General features: G+C 40.9%; 14 protein-coding genes and 1 tRNA gene. 5 read left to right on the top strand and 10 right to left on the bottom strand.

The window, feature by feature from the left end; genetic code table 11:
* Positions 1-108: 108 nt before the first annotated feature.
* Positions 109-270 carry a hypothetical protein gene (locus tag V7K44_RS20505; RefSeq protein WP_334933799.1) on the bottom strand — a complete coding sequence of 54 codons (162 nt, stop codon included), beginning with the start codon at positions 268-270 and terminating at the stop codon, positions 109-111.
* 111 nt (positions 271-381) lie between these two features.
* Entirely contained in the window at positions 382-1,110 is a 729-nt protein-coding gene (locus V7K44_RS20500; RefSeq protein ID WP_334933797.1) for a Bax inhibitor-1/YccA family protein, read from the bottom strand.
* Between the two features lie 532 nt (positions 1,111-1,642).
* On the opposite strand from V7K44_RS20500, the gene V7K44_RS20495 reads away from it, so the two are divergent.
* A complete protein-coding gene (locus tag V7K44_RS20495; RefSeq protein WP_104904777.1) occupies positions 1,643-2,428 on the top strand; it encodes an RNA polymerase sigma factor SigF in 786 nt (261 codons plus the stop codon).
* Positions 2,429-2,502: 74 nt separating this feature from the next.
* Here V7K44_RS20495 and bchD read toward each other — a convergent pair whose 3' ends face one another.
* Entirely contained in the window at positions 2,503-4,536 is a 2,034-nt protein-coding gene (bchD, locus tag V7K44_RS20490) for a magnesium chelatase ATPase subunit D (RefSeq protein WP_334933794.1), read from the bottom strand.
* 91 nt (positions 4,537-4,627) lie between these two features.
* On the opposite strand from bchD, the gene V7K44_RS20485 reads away from it, so the two are divergent.
* From V7K44_RS20485 to rnc, 4 genes are all read left to right on the top strand, one after another.
* A complete protein-coding gene (locus tag V7K44_RS20485; RefSeq protein ID WP_334933792.1) occupies positions 4,628-5,215 on the top strand; it encodes a Uma2 family endonuclease in 588 nt (195 codons plus the stop codon).
* A 43-nt stretch (positions 5,216-5,258) separates the two neighbouring features.
* Complete coding sequence (locus V7K44_RS20480; protein ID WP_334933790.1) at positions 5,259-5,867, top strand: hypothetical protein; 609 nt, start codon at positions 5,259-5,261, stop codon at positions 5,865-5,867.
* 522 nt (positions 5,868-6,389) lie between these two features.
* The gene (locus V7K44_RS33265; protein WP_442940706.1) at positions 6,390-6,626 is read left to right on the top strand and encodes an HNH endonuclease; all 237 of its coding nucleotides are present in this window, start codon (positions 6,390-6,392) and stop codon (positions 6,624-6,626) included.
* 103 nt (positions 6,627-6,729) lie between these two features.
* Positions 6,730-7,416: a ribonuclease III gene (rnc, locus tag V7K44_RS20475; RefSeq protein WP_334933788.1), complete on the top strand. Its 687-nt coding sequence runs from the start codon at positions 6,730-6,732 to the stop codon at positions 7,414-7,416.
* Positions 7,417-7,566: 150 nt separating this feature from the next.
* Here rnc and ftsH2 read toward each other — a convergent pair whose 3' ends face one another.
* The 7 genes from ftsH2 to V7K44_RS20440 form a co-directional block, all read right to left on the bottom strand.
* A complete protein-coding gene (ftsH2, locus tag V7K44_RS20470) occupies positions 7,567-9,453 on the bottom strand; it encodes an ATP-dependent zinc metalloprotease FtsH2 (protein WP_334933786.1) in 1,887 nt (628 codons plus the stop codon).
* Between the two features lie 399 nt (positions 9,454-9,852).
* Positions 9,853-10,347 carry a hypothetical protein gene (locus V7K44_RS20465; protein ID WP_099100181.1) on the bottom strand — a complete coding sequence of 165 codons (495 nt, stop codon included), beginning with the start codon at positions 10,345-10,347 and terminating at the stop codon, positions 9,853-9,855.
* A 191-nt stretch (positions 10,348-10,538) separates the two neighbouring features.
* Positions 10,539-11,684, bottom strand: a complete 1,146-nt coding sequence (locus V7K44_RS20460; protein WP_334933784.1) for a transposase — start codon at positions 11,682-11,684, stop codon at positions 10,539-10,541.
* 208 nt (positions 11,685-11,892) lie between these two features.
* The gene (gene gltX / locus V7K44_RS20455; protein WP_334933782.1) at positions 11,893-13,338 is read right to left on the bottom strand and encodes a glutamate--tRNA ligase; all 1,446 of its coding nucleotides are present in this window, start codon (positions 13,336-13,338) and stop codon (positions 11,893-11,895) included.
* 134 nt (positions 13,339-13,472) lie between these two features.
* A tRNA-Asp gene (locus V7K44_RS20450) sits at positions 13,473-13,546 on the bottom strand.
* A gap of 110 nt (positions 13,547-13,656) precedes the next feature.
* Positions 13,657-15,183 (bottom strand): serine/threonine protein kinase, encoded by a 1,527-nt coding sequence (locus tag V7K44_RS20445; RefSeq protein WP_334933780.1) that lies wholly within the window; start codon positions 15,181-15,183, stop codon positions 13,657-13,659.
* Between the two features lie 101 nt (positions 15,184-15,284).
* Positions 15,285-16,907 carry a serine/threonine protein kinase gene (locus V7K44_RS20440; protein WP_334933778.1) on the bottom strand — a complete coding sequence of 541 codons (1,623 nt, stop codon included), beginning with the start codon at positions 16,905-16,907 and terminating at the stop codon, positions 15,285-15,287.
* Positions 16,908-17,097 lie beyond the last annotated feature (190 nt).

Below are 17,097 nucleotides of genomic sequence, written 5' to 3'. Positions count from 1 at the left end.
TTTAATGAGAGATAGAGCGCTTTGGATTAAAAAATTGCTCTTTATTCTACTTGTGTTTCTTGATTTTAGCTGTAGTTGGGCAAATTTTTTCTGCACTAGTTACAAAATTTACTTGAAATTATCAAGTGCTTCTTTACCCACTGAAGTAGCGTGATTTAGCTGTTGCAGATAGGCTTTGATAAACAAATCAATTTTACCGTTCAAGACCTCTGCCGTAGCGAGTGTTTCGACATTGGTACGTAAATCTTTCACCTTGGTATAAGGATGCAAGATATATTCACGGATGAGCTTGCTGGAAACGATGAAAAAACCGTGGTTGCTAAAAATTTAACCACGGTTTTTACTTTATAAAAATTTACTTGTATTAGTGCCTACAGACAATTAATCGCGGCCATTGATGGCAATTAGCAACCGCAAGATAAAGACAAACAAGTTGATGTAAGTAAGGTACATCGACAAAGCAGCAGGAAGATATTGGTCATCGCTGTAAGTGCGGGGCAAGATGTAGAAATCAACTACAGAAACCCCAACAAACAGGAATACTCCTAAACCAGAGATGGCAATTTCTAACCAATTTGGCGTGTAAACACCAAACATAGCAAAGCCAAATTGGGCTAGACACACAACCACCAAGGCAATGACACCAAGATTAATGGTTTTCGTCAAAGCCATGCCATCTTGTTCAGAAAGATTTGAACCAATTTGACGAGCAGCAATAAAGGTGACACCACAACCAAGGGCAGCTAACCCAATGCCTTGAATGCCAACACCTTGGGATCTCAAAGCGACAAATATCAAACCACTGAGAGTATATCCAGACAAGAGGCTGTAGGTTGCCAACAGGGGTAGTGCAAGCCCCTTGTTACCTTTCTGGGCAACATTTTGGGCAACAAAGAACAAAATTAACTCCAAAATCACCGCACCAATGAAGGTGAGAAAGAATATTTCGGGGTTAGTACGGATAACTCCTAAACCGCCGTAGGTTCCTAATGCCGTTAGCACCAATCCACCACCGACGTAGGGAAGGGCGTTGGCAATCACGTTTGGACCAACGAGGGCGTGAGATTTAGCCTCACGGATAGCTTCACGAAAATTACTGGTATTGCTCATATTGAAAAACTGTTTTTTAGGAAAACGTTCTGCTTATTCCTATTCTTAGCAATCTTTGCCGTTAACGGACAAGGATTTAATATCGTTGCCAAATCTGAAGGGCGGCTTTGTTGTTGAAAATTAGAGTCGTCAGTTTTTGAGGATTTTACAGCATCTTTAGTACTGATAGCATACTGTTTACCCTTGATTGCAACCTATTTTGCGATTAATTCAGTACCGATCCACTTGCACTCAGTATGACAGATGACTATTAGATAAGTTGTGCATTTTTCAGCATAAATAGCTAGTTTTTGTTGCAAAAGCTAAAGATTATTTACCATTCAACAGTTCTATAAAAAGCCAAAATCACCTGTAACAGAGGGGTTCGCAAAATCATGCGTACAAATACTGAATTGTGGAGTTAGACCCCTAACAAGTTCAGTGAAACGACGATGGCTTATTCTTCCCTGACTCAGCAAAATAATAACAGCTTAGAAGAAAATATACGCAACTCCATTTTTTTAGGAATAGGAGTTACAACAAGGGAATGTATATGGCAACAAGTGAGTCCTCTTTACGAACTGATGGTATAGAATTATTGCACTTGTACCACCAGAATCCTTCTATTAAACTTCGTAATAAACTTGTACAGTTACATACTGGCTTAGTACGGAAGATGGCTCATAAATTCAGTCATCAATGTAATGAACCTTATGAAGATTTAGAACAAATTGGGTATTTTGGTTTGATTAGGGCTATTGAGCGTTTCGACCCTAGCCAAGGATATGCTTTTAGTTCCTTTGCAGTGCCATATATTCGCGGTGAGATGCTGCACTTTTTGCGCGATCGCAGTACTCTATTAAAAATTCCCCGTCGTTGGCAAGAATTATATAATGAAGGACAAAAGATTCGCAAGGACTTGTCAATCTCTTTAGGTCGCCCGCCCAAAGATGCTGAAATTGCCAACCAACTTCGCGTATCGGTGCAAGAATGGCAAGAAACCAAGTTAGCTGCTCAAAACCGGATGCCTTTGAGTTTAGATGCAACCGCAGTTAACTATGTTGATTGCCAAATAACCTTGGGTGAAGCACTTCCTTGTCCTCGTTCTCATGTCCTCCTACAACAAGAAGAAGAACGCCAACAACTCCAAGGCGCAATCAATATGTTAGAAGAAAAGCCCCGTATGGCAGTTGAAATGGTATTTTTGAAGGAACTTTCTCGCAAGGATGCGGCTAAGAACATTGGTACTAGTCCAATGACCGTAACGCGCTATCTGCAAAAGGGAATTCAAGATTTGATTTGTTATTTGCAACCACAAGTAATGCCCACTGGGTCTTGATGTCATTAGTCAATGGTCAGTGGTTAGTAGAAAAGCAACTGACAAATGACAAATGACTAATGACTAATAACTAATTATCTAGATTTTAAATCAGCGATCGCACCTTTGGTCATAGCAGCAATAGCTTGATCTGTTGCTTTCGGCAAATGATAATATTTACCGCCTGCTGTTTGCGATAATTCTTTAGCAAAGCCAGTAGACACAAATTTACTTTCTGTATCAATTACTAATAGTTGCATACCCAAGGCACGAATTCTGGCAGCAATTTCTAATAATTCTCCTTTTATATCTGGCTTTTCTCCTGGTTCTAGCTGTTCACCCAAAGAACGCGCTAAGGGAATATTACCCCGCCCATCGGTGATTGCTACAAGGACAACTTGCCCAATATCTCCACTCATCTGAGCATTTAAGCCAACACGCACAGCTTGAGTTAAACCATGCGCTAAGGGCGAACCCCCACCACAGGGCAGCCTTTCCAAGCGGTTACGCGCTAAGGCAATAGAACGTGTTGGAGGCAATAACACTTCTGCCTGTTCTCCCCGGAAGGGAATTAATGCTATTTGGTCGCGGTTTTGATAAGCTTCTGTCAAGAGTTGCATCACTGCACCTTTAGCCGATTGCATTCGATTTAAGGCCATTGAGCCAGAAGCATCTACCACAAACACTACCAACGCCCCCGCTTTGCGTACTAGGCGTTTCGAGCGAATATCAGGCTGTTCTACAATAACTTTTCTATCTGGTTGTCTTTCTCTTCGTGCTTTTTGATAAGGAGCCGCAGCTCTCAGCGTGGCATCTACTGCAATGCGTCGCGCTTTCCCCTTGGGCAACATCGGCTTAATGTAGCGTCCCCTGTCATCGGAAAAGATGACACTGCGACTACCAGATTTACCTTGCCGCTTCGCCGTTTGAGTAAAATACAGCACGCTGTCATCAAGGATTACCCCTTCAGGATCAAAGATAAATTCTTCCGGGATGTCGGGGGGTTCTTGCTCTTGATTTTCTTCCTGTTCTTCCTGTTCTTCTTGTTCCTCTTCAGATTCGTCTTGGGGTTCTTCTTGATTCTGTTGCGGTGGCGGAGGCGGAGGTGGTGGTGATTGTTCGGGTGGCGGTGTCTGCACAACTGTGGCGCGTGGTACAATCACCAGTTCTACAGCACGGCGCAAATCTTCGGCATTAACTGTTGTTCGTCCCTCCAAAGCCGCCGCAGCTTTGGCAACCCGCGTGGCGAATAACTCGGCACGATGTCCCTGAACTCCTCCGCGAATGGCCTCATCGACTAAGTAGGCAATTTGTTCATGGGTGATGATGACTTCTTTCAACCATTCCCGCGCCAAAATGATTTGGGTTTTGAGGGAGTCTAAGTCTTCGTTGTACTGTTTGAGGAAGTCTTGGGGAGATTTAGAATAAGCGATCGCTTGTTCAACTGCTTCTACTCTTTGATCTAAACCGAGTACACCGTCAGCAGAGAGTGCGATCGCAATTCTATCTAATAAATGCTCCCTTAATCCGCCTTCTTCTGGGTTGTAGGTGGCAATAAACAGGGATTTGCACGGATGCTGAAAACTAATCCCTTCCCGTTCTATCTGGTTGCGTCCCTCAGATAATACTGTTAGAAGCTGATTTGATATTTGGTCATCTAATAAATTAATTTCATCTACGTACAGTACACCCCGGTTAGCTGTAGCGAGTAATCCAGGCTGAAAAATGGTATCACCTTGTTTTACCGACTTTTCAACATCTACTGAACCTAATAGTCGGTCTTCAGTGATACCTAGAGGAATTTGCAAAAAAGGCGCGGGGATAATTTCTAGGGGTACATCTTGAATGTCTTTGTCTGCGTACTCCGCCAAAAGTTGATCGTCCCATTCTTCTGGGTGATTGGGGTCACAATTACTGATTGAGCCTTTGACAACTTCAATCGGCGGTAGTAGAGCGTGGATAGCACGAGCCATTACAGATTTTGCCGTACCGCGACGACCTGCGATCGCTACCCCTCCCAAACCAGGATCAACTGCGGCTAACAGCAAGGCTAATTTAATTGCTTCTTGACCGACTACGGCACTCAAGGGAAAAGCAGTGATGGTGGGATTAATAGTAGGCGCAGGCATTGTTTGCTTTCATAGCGAGTCTAGGCCTTTAGCATACCAATTTCTGACACATTTAGAATAAGTATTATGGCAATGAGAGAAAGGTAAGGTTATGAGTATTGCTCAGGCTAAACGCTTCACACTGGATGAATACCACAAGCTTGGAGAATTGGGCTTTTTCCATGAAGATGACCACATTGAATTAATCAACGGGGAAATTATTGAAATGGCATCCAAAGGTACAGCCCATGAAACTTGTTTAAGAAAACTGTGGAAGGAACTCCCCAAAATACTGGGAGACAAGGCTACTTTGCAATCACAAGCGCCGATTGTTTTGCCACCTAATAGCGAACCTGAGCCTGATTTTGCGATTGTTCAAAACCGTGCTGATGATTATCTGTCGGGTCATCCTAAAGCGGCTGATGTGTTTTTAGTAATGGAGGTTTCAGATTCTTCTTTGGCCTATGACCAAGACGTTAAAATACCTCTTTATGCTAAAGCAGGTATTACTGATTATTGGATATTCAATTTATTCGATAATTATTTGGAAGTTTACAGTGAACCATATCAGGATAATCAAGGCAGATATGGTTATTCAAATAAGCGAATTTTCCTATCAGATGAGATAATAACTTTTCCCTGCTTCCCTGATTTATCTCTTGATTTAGCTAAGGTGTTTCCGCCAAAGCGGAATTTTTAAACTTTGTTATAGAATTCAGTCATAAGACAAAGGAGTAAGTTTTATGGCTTATATTGATTTTAAACTTATTGAAATTATTGATTCTTTTGGGTTAGTTATCCACGAATCATCTGGACTATTCGCAAACGTGCAGGAGCAAGAATATAATGATTTATTATCTACTATTCTTAGGAAAAATATTGATTTAGCAGTAGCAATAAGTTCAGAAAAAGCTCGAAGTGAGATGATAATAAGCCCAATTTTATTAGAATTTAGACGTAAATTTAATTATGAAATAAGCTTTTTTTCTGGAGTTGATTTTACTGTTGATAGTCAACGAGGATTAAACGGCTTTTGTGATTTTATTTTAAGTCTTTCTTCGGAGCAGTTGCTTGTGCGTAGTCCGGTAATTATGTTAGTAGAAAGTAAAAATGAGAATTTGAGGTCTGGTTTAGCCCAATGTATTGCCGAAATGGTAGCTGCCCAGTTATTTAACGAAAGAGGTGGAAATCAAATAAAAGCTATATATGGTGCTGTTACTATCGGCACTATCTGGCGATTTCTCAAGCTTGAAGGTAATGTAGTTTCGATTGACTTGAGTGAATATTATATTAAGGATATTAAGAGAATTTTGGGTATTTTGTATGATGCGATCGCGCAAAGTAAACCGTAAATTATTTATTAACTAGAATATTTTTTAAATAAATAGTGGCTTTGAGAGAATATCATAGATGGCAGGCAACTACGTGTCTCCAACTTTACGAATCTTCATAAATAACTATATTGACATCTAGAATTAGCTATGCCAATGTGTATTTAACGACAGCAAAATAATTGCACTCTAAAGCGCAGGTTTTTGGTGTTGTCTCAGCAGCAGAATTCCTAGTTTCCTGACGAGCTTCGTGTTATCCCTTCGGCTGAATATTCAGCACAATGTCAAGTCAACTGATTGACTAGACTTTCAACGGGAAGACAAGATGTTTGGATGAATATTCAGGGGAAAGGATGACGCAAAACTTGGTAGGAAGCCAGGAATTCTACGGCTGAGACTTAAACCAAACCCAAGCGTAGATAACGAATTTTTGATATGAGAGGATTAATTTTTAATTAATTCTCTTAAGAAAAATTTGTTAATCCTAGATGCTTAATATTTAAATGCTGTTCCAAACAATAAGCGAAATGGAACATCAACAAAATGAATCCCAAACAAAAACGTAATAAAAAGAACCAACTCATTCATTTGTATGGTTCTTGCTGTTGGTGGTGTCGTCAAAATATCTCACAAACAAATCTGACATTTGATCACCTTTTACCTAAGAGTCATGGTGGTTCTGATTCTTTTGAAAATTTACGGCTTTCTTGCTTTCCATGTAACAATTCTCGTGGAAATAGTCTCTATCCACCTTCCAATCTCAAAAATAACTGTTTCTAGTTCTATATAGCATCTCAATTTTATTAGGCTGTTATCTTCTTTGGTGGGTATCTTACCCACCTTTTCCAATTCAATTAACTACCAAAAATAGGAAAAAATAAAAATGCACAGGCTTCTAATATTCCATAATGAAAAACTTCTACGTCGTGCGCTTACCCACCGTTCTTACGTTCATGAAAATCCCGGAGAAGGCGAACACAATGAACGCCTAGAATTCCTCGGTGATGCTTTACTAAATTTCTTAAGTGGCGAGTATCTATATAGTTGTCACCCAGAAATGGGAGAAGATGAATTAACACGGCGGCGTTCGGCGCTAGTAGATGAAAAGCAATTGGCAAAGTTCGCTGAGGAGGTAGGTTTAGACTTTAGAATGCGGCTAGGAAAAGGTGCAATTCGAGATGGAGGCTACCAAAATCCTAATTTGCTTAGTAGTACCTTTGAAGCAGTTCTTGGTGCTTACTATTTAGATAATGAGTCCAATATTGAAACAGTTCGCGCAATTATAGAACCACTATTTGATTCTGTAGATCCTAAGCATATAATTGTATCTCGTTCTAATGTAGACTCAAAAAACCGCTTTCAAGAATGGGTGCAACGCAACGTTACTCCAAATCCACCCAAATATTTCACAGAACAAATAGGAGGCCCTTCTCATGCGCCAGAATTCATAGCCAAAGTATTGGTAGATGAAAAAATTTACGGAGAAGGCAAGGGACGCAATAAAAAAGATGCAGAAAAAGCTGCTGCTGAAGATGCGCTAGCTAAGTTGAAAAAACAAGGTTTGTTATAGAGTTTATGAGTTCATAAATTTTGAGAATTTTAAAATTAGCAGCTTCCTAACACTGAAAAACGCAAAAAAATGAGGGTGGAGTATACCATCCTCATTTTATTTTTTGTCACTTTACTCATTTCCAGATAGTAGCCAGAAAAGAGTCAACTATTACAGTTGCGGTACGTACTGCTGTTTATCTGGGACTTCAGCATACTCAGCCACAATCTGGCGGAATTCTTCGCCATCAATGGTTTCTTTCTCGATGAGCAAATCTACTAAGCGATCGGTGACAGTGCGATGGTCACGGATGATCTTCTTAGCATTGTCGTAGCACTGCTCAACAATTTCCCTGACTTGTCCATCAATGCGGGAAGCAATAGATTCAGAATACTCAGATCGGGTTGTCCAGTCACGACCCAAGAAAACTTCTCCCTGTTGGCTTTCTAAGGACAGTGGCCCTAAGTCGGACATCCCGAAACGAGTCACCATCTGCCGTGCCATTCCCGATAACTGCTGCAAGTCTCCACCTGCGCCAGTTGTGACTTCCGCAGCGCCAAAAATTACCTCTTCGGCGGCGCGACCACCCAAAGCACCAGTAATTCTCGCTTTGAGTTGAGAACGAGAAATTAATCCCTGTTCTTCGTTGGGTGTAAACCAAGTTAAACCCTGTGCTTGTCCCCGTGGAATCAGGGTAACTTTCTGTACTGGATCATGGTCTTTTAACAAAGTCCCAACTAAGGCGTGTCCGATTTCGTGGTATGCAATTAAGCGCTTGCTCTTGCTATCTACCAAAGGAGTGCCTTCCATCCCAGCGACTACCCGATCCACCGCATCATCAATTTCGCGGAGGGTGATCGCTTCTTTGCGTCTTCTCGCAGTGAGAATTGCTGCTTCGTTGAGCAAGTTGGCTAAATCAGCACCAGTGAATCCAGGAGTGCGGCGAGCGATCGCATCTAAGGATACGCTAGTGTCTAGTTTCTTGTTCCGCGCATGGACTTGTAAGATTTCCAAACGCCCTTTGATATCGGGTGCATCAACTGTTACTTGGCGGTCAAAGCGACCGGGACGCAACAAGGCTGAGTCTAGTACGTCGGGACGGTTGGTAGCAGCAATAATGATGATGCCTGTGTTGCCTTCAAACCCGTCCATTTCGGTGAGCAATTGGTTGAGGGTTTGCTCTCTCTCGTCGTTACCGCCACCGATACCAGCACCCCGTTGTCTGCCCACAGCGTCGATTTCATCGATGAAGATGATACACGGTGCATTGTCTTTAGCTTTCTTGAACAAATCGCGGACGCGGGATGCACCCACACCAACGAACATTTCCACAAATTCCGAACCGGAAATACTGAAGAAAGGTACGCCTGCTTCGCCAGCGATCGCTTTTGCTAGTAAAGTTTTACCAGTTCCAGGAGGCCCAACTAACAGCACTCCCTTGGGAATCCGTGCGCCCACAGCCGTAAATCTTTCTGGCTGCTTCAGGAAGGTGACGACTTCTTGCAGTTCTTCCTTAGCTTCTTCGATTCCGGCTACGTCGTCAAATTTGACGCCGGTTTTTGCCTCCATTTGGAAACGCGCTTTGGATTTGCCGAAGTTCATCGCTTGACCTGGGCCGCCAGGGAGGTTGCTAGAACGCCGGAACAAAAAGAATAACCCAGTAATCAATAAAACTGGAAAAATGAGATTGCCCAACAATCCCCAAATTGCGCCATCATTCCGCATGGGGTGAGCATCAAAACTAATGGCTTTCTCTTTGAGTTTGCTAATTAACTCAGGAGCGTTAATAGGCAAATCCACACGCCACCTTTGGACACGATTTTCCAGGTCTGGATCGCGGGCTTCTATAATTGCTGTCCTACCGCCTTCATACAGATCCACACTGTTGACACGATCGCTGTTCAAGTATTCTAGAAAGCGACCGTAAGTCATGCGGGTATTAGCTGCATTCTTACTCATGTCGGCAGGAGCGCCTGCAAACGCCCCTTGCCAGAAGAAAAAGCCAATTACCAAAGCCGGCAATGTCCAGAGTGCTACGACTTTCCAAGAGAATTTCATTTTAATTTGCCTTTAGATGCCTATACAACTCGTTAGCTTTAGTAACCGAATGTTCATCACTCTGTCACTTTAAGCTGTTAAACGGATGTTTATAAATCCATTTTGTTTAATTTGATCTCTTATATGCACTGCCATAAGGCGATTAGAGCATTATGGCAATGCCAACAAGAATCTTAATCAAAGTTAACTTAATTTTAATACAATATCGCACGAGAAAAGGGAGCGCAACGGGATGCAAAGACAGAGAGAATTTATCCAGATTGCTCCTCGTATCGTCCAAGCCGCTCTCAATAATGATTCTGGGGGACTGGGGATTGAGGGAGATGAGGAAGAAGAGGAGAAGTTACAGTAAGTTTTCCCCCCTGCTCCTCTGCACCTCTGCTTCTTGTGCCCAATGCCCTACTTTACTTCTGTAATTTTTAGAGTGTAAGGAAGATACTTGCCCTTTTCGTAGGAACCAACCCAAATTTGGTAACTTCCAGGTAGCCATTCACCAACAATGCCAGCATTTTTGCCATCAAAATCGTCATTGCACCAAGTACCACCGGGCCCTTTGATAATTATGGTGGTGTCTTCAGGACTTTGCACTTGCAGCTTTAGGTAGTCAAATTTACTTGTTAACGCTAATGTGTGGTCTGGTGTTTCATCAACAAATCCGGTACAAGGACCAGTGGCTGTTTCGCTTCTCCCACCTACTTGACTCCCAGATATTGAACCACCACTCATCCCGCGAACTGTCAGGGGGTCTGGCGAAAACTGAGGGCTAAGGGTGACATCTCCAAATATCGTTGGCGCTTCCTGAGCATCAACCGCAGCGTTAACTGTTGATGTAATGAAGAGCGTAACTATCATAAACGATAATCTCATCCCTCTATTGAGCGCTTTTGTCGGCATTGTAATTACGTTTGCTTCTAAGTGTTTTTGAAGACATGAATTTTACATACCAAGTTCCGAATATGAGGAGAATTGACTAACTATTTTAGATGTGAAATTGGGGATAATTCATTATTGACACTCGCCGCAATAAATTGACGGCGATTCTAGCGGTTGTCTAAGTGAGTGGATTTATCCCTCACTTAGACAGTTCACACTAATTGGGGACTGTCATTGACCCCACCCTCTGGATCGACTGCACCCATTGTAAATACAGTTTCCTTAAGACCCAGAGGGCATGAAAAACCTATCCACTGACCGACATTTCTGGCCGCATTAAAATCAGCATTGCATCTATACCCGTCATAGCCTCTAAACCAATTACCATTCCTCACACCCAGGACTCCGTTGCGGTGGTCGGTTTTACTGGTGTATGGGGCAGGTACCGATTCAACGGGTACACCGGCACGAATTGCTTTGTATCGAGTGAACAATTCAAGCTGATAGAAGACCCATGTATTGCAGTTGTTTGCAGCATCAGATTTAGTTTTCTTTTTCTGCTTCATAGTCTGACGACACCCAGACAAATCTTCAAACCGCAATCCCATTCCAAAGTCCCTGGCAAACTGCACCAACTGCTTTGAAATGACATGGTTAATATGGGTCATGATACGTCTTTCACGTTGCTTTAATCGCTTTACTTCCTTAATTTGTTTGGCTTGTTGCAACTTGCGACGAGTACGTTGAAACTGTCTTCTCAATCCTTTAACTCGTCCACCTTTCCAAAACTTACCAAAACCATTAGGCAATGCCGCGACGGCAATATTCGTTTGTCCTCTATCTACTCCAATCCAGCCTTTAATTAATTGTGAGTCAGCAACTTGCATTGACACGCTAATCAGTGCATACCAAATACCTTTTTTAGATTTAAACAATTTCAGACAGCCTAGTTTAGCTTCTCCCAAAATCACTTTATCTAAAACCTCAATATGCGAAGCTTGATGAACAGTCATAGGGATTCGCCCTTTGCGTCCTCTCAATAAATTGAAAGCAACGGTGTAGAAATTGCCCTGTTTAGATATCTCGAAATTTTGATTATTAGTTTCTAACCAAACTCTCTTAAAGCGCTTCACTTTTGTTTTTGCGTTTGTATTGCGAATAGTTTGGTTAATCCAAGCCGAACCTATTTCTACATGGCGAAAGGCAGAACTAGTCAACTTAGCACGTTCTTTTTTATCGATTAAAAGCAAGTCGTTAGCCACTTGAGTATTGACAATAGTTAACCGTTCCAACTCAAGGGCTTTTACTTGATTTAGCCGATAGAAAGGAAGTTTTAGTGTTAGTGTTAATTCTCCCATGCTTCTATCTTACAGATATTGTAAGATATGGACAAATAAATTTGTCCTCTTCGCTTATATCCCTAAGCTAAAGCGCGAGGGCTTTACGCATTACGACTCGTAATTAGTAAATAATTTCTTGTTCCCATAGTTGCTTTACCTTATGGATAGGGGCACACGTTTGTGCGCCCCTAAAATCTAAAATATTTCTAAAATCTGGAAGTAATCGCTACTTAGCTTCCGTTATAGCCCGAATCAAGCGCGGTTTATCTAAACCAATCTGATTTAGTAGTAACCAAGATTGGATTAAGTCGGGGCCATGAACATCTCCAGTTAAAGCTGCTCGGAGCGATCGCATTACTAAGCCTTTTTTGACTTTTTGTTCTTTCACCACTTGTTTAATAATGTCCTGGGCGACGGCTTCCGATAGTTGCGGCTGATTTTCTAAAGCTGTGACAATCGCTTCAAGAACAGCAGTAGAACCTTCTTGCTTTAGTTGCGTACTGCCTTCCTCACTAAATTCAACTGTATCGCTAAAAAACAGTTGGCTTTGAGCTACCGCATCCACTAAACGAGTCAAACTCTGACTAATTAAAGTTACTAGCTGTTCTAACCAGGAACGTTCTCTTCCACTATCAAATTTATACCCAGCCGCTTGCCAATAGGGTATAAGTAAATCTGTCAGTTTATCTACTGGCGTTTTATGGATATACTGACTGTTCAACCAATCCAGCTTGTCCCAGTCAAACTTTGCACCTGCTTTATTGACACGCTCAAAGCCAAATTCTTTAGCAGCTGATTCTAAGGTAAATATTTCTTGCGTCGAGTCTGGTGGCGACCAACCCAGCAATGTCATGTAATTTACCAAGCCTTCAGCAGTAAAGCCCATTTTCTGGAAGTCAGAAATGGAAGTGACGCCATCTCGCTTAGAAAGCTTGCGCCCTTCGATATTCAAAATTAATGGCGTATGGGAAAACTCTGGAATTTTTGCACCCATTGCTTCATACAGCAGAATTTGCTTGGCAGTGTTGGCGATGTGGTCTTCTCCGCGGATGACATGGGTGATTTGCATATCGATGTCATCCACTACAACGACAAAGTTGTATAAAGGTTGACCGCTTCCCTCTTCTGAGGCGCGGGCGATGACCATATCCCCACCTAAATCGCTACCTCGCCAAGACATCTTTCCCCTTACTAGATCGTTCCAGACAATTTCCCGCCCATCTTCGATTTGGAAGCGAATTACAAAGGAGCGACCTTCTGCTTCAAAGGCGGCGCGTTGTTCTGAGGTGAGGTTGCGGTGACGGTTGTCATAGCGAGGTGCTTCGCCTCTGGCTTTTTGGGCTTCTCGGAGCGCCTCTAGTTCTTCGGAAGTAGTGTAGCAGCGATAGGCTAATCCTTGAGCTAGCAGTTTTTCTACTGCTTCTTTATAGAGATCCAGGCGTTGGGATTGGAAAAAAGGTCCTTCATCGCAGTTAAGACCTAGCCAGCGCAGTCCTTCAAGAATATTGTCGGTGTATTCGGGACGCGATCGCTCTAAATCTGTATCTTCTATTCGCAGTATAAATTTACCGCCGTGGTGACGGGCAAATAACCAGTTGAATACAGCAGTTCTAGCTGTACCAATATGTAAATTTCCGGTTGGACTCGGCGCAATACGGACTCTAACAGTCACAGTTAATTCTCTCTTTCGCAAAGCATGATAAATGTAGCTTATATTTAAACCTTGAATCCTGAGTCAACCTCTTTGGGTAATTCAAAATCCAATATCACCTAACTTAAGTGATTCGCTACTCATAATTTTTAGAACGGGACTGACGGGGCTCGAACCCGCAACTTCCGCCGTGACAGGGCGGTGCTCTAACCAATTGAACTACAGTCCCTTATTTGGCAACTTTGCTATTATCACTATTTTTTCTTTACTTGTCAAGTGTTTCGGAGTCAGGAATTAGGAATTATTTTTGTTACGTATTTCCCAGGTGATAATTATACGTTAAAAAGACCGTGATAATACAACCTGTGGCTCTGATTCCAGATGTTGCAACATTCTGGATTGCATTTGTTTATACTGCTGCTTCAGTAGCTGTTTGCTCAATTGGGGTTGAGAAGCGGCTGATAGACTATGACTCTGTTGCACCCAGGTTTTCAACATTTGCCGCTGAGTTAGCTCAATGCGACTGCTGAGAACCTTGATACAAGAATGTGGTGCTTCCAGAGTAAAGAAAATCAAAGGATATTGTTCATTTTCAGCCAGGAAACTTACCATCCTAAGATTTTGGGGATTTTGCATATCTAAGTAGCATGGTAGCCACTTAGGAGCCAATTGCCGATTGTAGAGTACAGTTACCCACAACAGCATCGGATGAGGCGATGTCACAAAGATAAACTGGTTATAACGGGTAGAAACCGCATAATTTTTGATTTCTTGTTTAGACAACATCAACCATAGCGCTGTTATAGATCCTTGTGGGGTGTCTAGAAGCTGGGGAAAAACAATTTCTTGAATTGGTTTATTTTGAGGCCACAAAAGTTGCCGATAGCTTTGTTCTACTGTGATTGGTAATGCAGAATTTAATGGACGACTAAGAATAGAGTTGGAAGCTAAATTTGTAGGTAAAGTGTGACAATTAGACTCTTCTAAAACGTTTAAAACTTGTAAAATTTCAGCAATATTTTGAGGGCGATCGCTTACTTTTTTAGCCAGACAAGCCATAATTAAATTATTTAGTTTCTGAGGTATTTTAAGAGTGGGTTTAACATTTGCGATCGTTTTTGGTGCTTCAAAGTGATGTGCTTTATACCAAGCACCAAAGTAATCAGTTTCCGTTTGCCAAGGTTTTTTGCCTGTGAGCATCTCAAACATCATCACACCCAGGCTATAAATATCAGAGCGACTATCTAGTTTTTCCCCATCTAGCTGTTCTGGAGAACAGTAGGGTAAAGTGCCATTAAATCCGCTACTTGTACTAGCAGTTGATGTATAATTCAAAAATCTAGCAATACCAAAATCGAGAATTTTAACTAACTGACCCAATATCGGATCGGGAACAATTAATATATTGGCAGGCTTGATATCTCGATGAACCAACGGACAAATTTTGCCATCAATATTAATCCCTTGATGGGCACACTGTAAGCCCAAACAAATTTGGCGAGAGAGAGTCAAAAACATGGACAGAGATAGCGGAATTAAATCCTTTAAACTCTTGCCACATAGGTATTCCATGACGTAGTATGGTTTTCCTTTCTCATTTACACCATAATCATACGCCCGCACTATATGTACGCTCTTTTGACTCAAGGCTGCACTCATTAATGCTTCACGAGCAAAGTCTTGTTGCATCTTGGTATTAGCCACAGTTTGAGTCAAAAACTTGATAGCAACTGGTATACCTCCTAACAAAACATCATTCGCTAAAAAAACTTCACCCATGCCACCGCTACCAATTAATTGCTTGAGTTGATAACGATTGGCAAGTAAGCCCGTACTACTTGGAGATGTAAATGGGCTTTGATTCACTTTGTTCACCTCTGATGCTGAGTCCATTTAAAGTTAGCAATAAACACATAAAACTATTATTAGATAATGGTGGTAAGCATTTTGACTTTGATGGCAGACCTTCAACGATGCAATAGCAATTTCAAAAACATTTCCAAGAATTTAGTCATCCAAATTTTTAAACCATCTGTCTCAGATTTTTGATGTGTGGCTAAGTTTCGTAATATGTCTAACTTTAGCTTTTCGTACTCTATTTTTAGAATATTTTTGGCTTGACTAGGCAAAATTAATTCATTTGACTGTTGACTCATATCTAACCAATCTATAAGTTGTTGACGCTGTTTAGCTGTGAGATTTAAAGTCGTTACATGAGAGCAATGAGTTGGATCTTCTAACGGAAAAAATAGTAAATGATAGTAGCCTACTTCTGCTAAACTACGCGCTATATTTTGACTCTTATTATCTTTTAGATCCAGAAAATAAGGTAGCCACTTAGTTGTAGAAGGTTGGGCGTCATATAGTACTGTTACCCACAGTAGCATCGGGTACACATTCATTTTACTAATAAATTCAGTACTGTGTATTTTATCCAAAAATTTTGCAATCTCTTGTTTGGGCAACATTGCCCAAAAAGTTGGTATAGGTTTTTTAGGAGTCTGTAGTAAATGGGGAAATCCAATTGGCGCAATTGGTTTATTTTTAGGCCAATTTTTCTGCAAACACTCTTTTTCTGATAGTAAAGTTGCGGGTACTAATTGAACTGGAAGTGAGGCTTTAATAATGTCGGTATTATCACTATAAATAACATTATTAACTTGAACATTAACTTTTTCTAAATCTTCTAATATTTGGTTGATATTCTGAGGGCGATCGCTTACTTCTTTAGCTAAACAACTCATCAATATTTTTTCTAATATTTCTGGTATTTTAACTTGCGGATTTACTTCTTCAACTGTAGGTGGCATTTGAAAGCGATGGGCTTGATACCAAGTACCAAAGGAGTTACTTTTTGTTTGAAATGGGTGTTTCCCGGTCAGCATCTCAAACATTAATACTCCCAAACTATAAATATCAGAGCGTACATCTAGCAGTTTACGCCCTTCCATGTGTTCTGGAGAACAGTAAGGCAAACTGCCAATAAAAGAATCTGTTAGGGTCATTCCACTTCGCTCTGTTAAAAACTTGGCAATACCAAAATCTAGTATTTTAACAATTTCACCTTTTTTACTATCTTCAGCAATAAATATATTTTCTGGTTTAATATCTCTGTGAACGATAGGATAAATCTCTCCTTTAAGACTGATACCTTGGTGGGCACATTGTAAGCCTAAACAAATTTGATTACAAATTTCTAAAAACTTCGATATTGTTAAGGGCTGAATTTTCAGAATTTGTTTGAGATTTTTTCCTTGGAGGTATTCCATTACATAAAATGGAGTTTTATCCTCAGTAACTCCATAACTTAAAATGCGAACAATATGTTTACTTTTGCGACCCAATTGAGCGCCAATAAAAATTTCTCTGGCAAAACGTTGGGACATTTGTTGGTTTGACAAACTGAGTGATAGGATTTTGATTGCGATCGGCATACCGCCTTTAGCAGTATCTTCTGCTAGATAAACTCTACCCATTCCCCCTTTGCCAATCAAATCTCTGATTAAATAGCGATTGTTTAAAAAGTGTCCGATGTAATCGTCTAATTCTGCTTTTTGCCCTACCATACTCTCAATTTTTTTTTCTGGCATAAAAATCATTTATAAAAAATGTTATTGGCAAAATACTTTAATTCAGTCTAGCTAATTATTAAATTGAAATTTAAGAAATATCTGAACTTTGAGAAAATTAATTATATGCTAGAAAGATGCTTAAGCTCTCTGCAAAAACTGCTAAACATTGTGTAACATATTTATTAAGGAATACGGTTGAGAAATTACA

This window comes from Nostoc sp., assembly GCF_036917235.1.
Classification (GTDB): domain Bacteria; phylum Cyanobacteriota; class Cyanobacteriia; order Cyanobacteriales; family Nostocaceae; genus Nostoc.
This window is presented reverse-complemented; position numbering and strand designations above follow the sequence as displayed.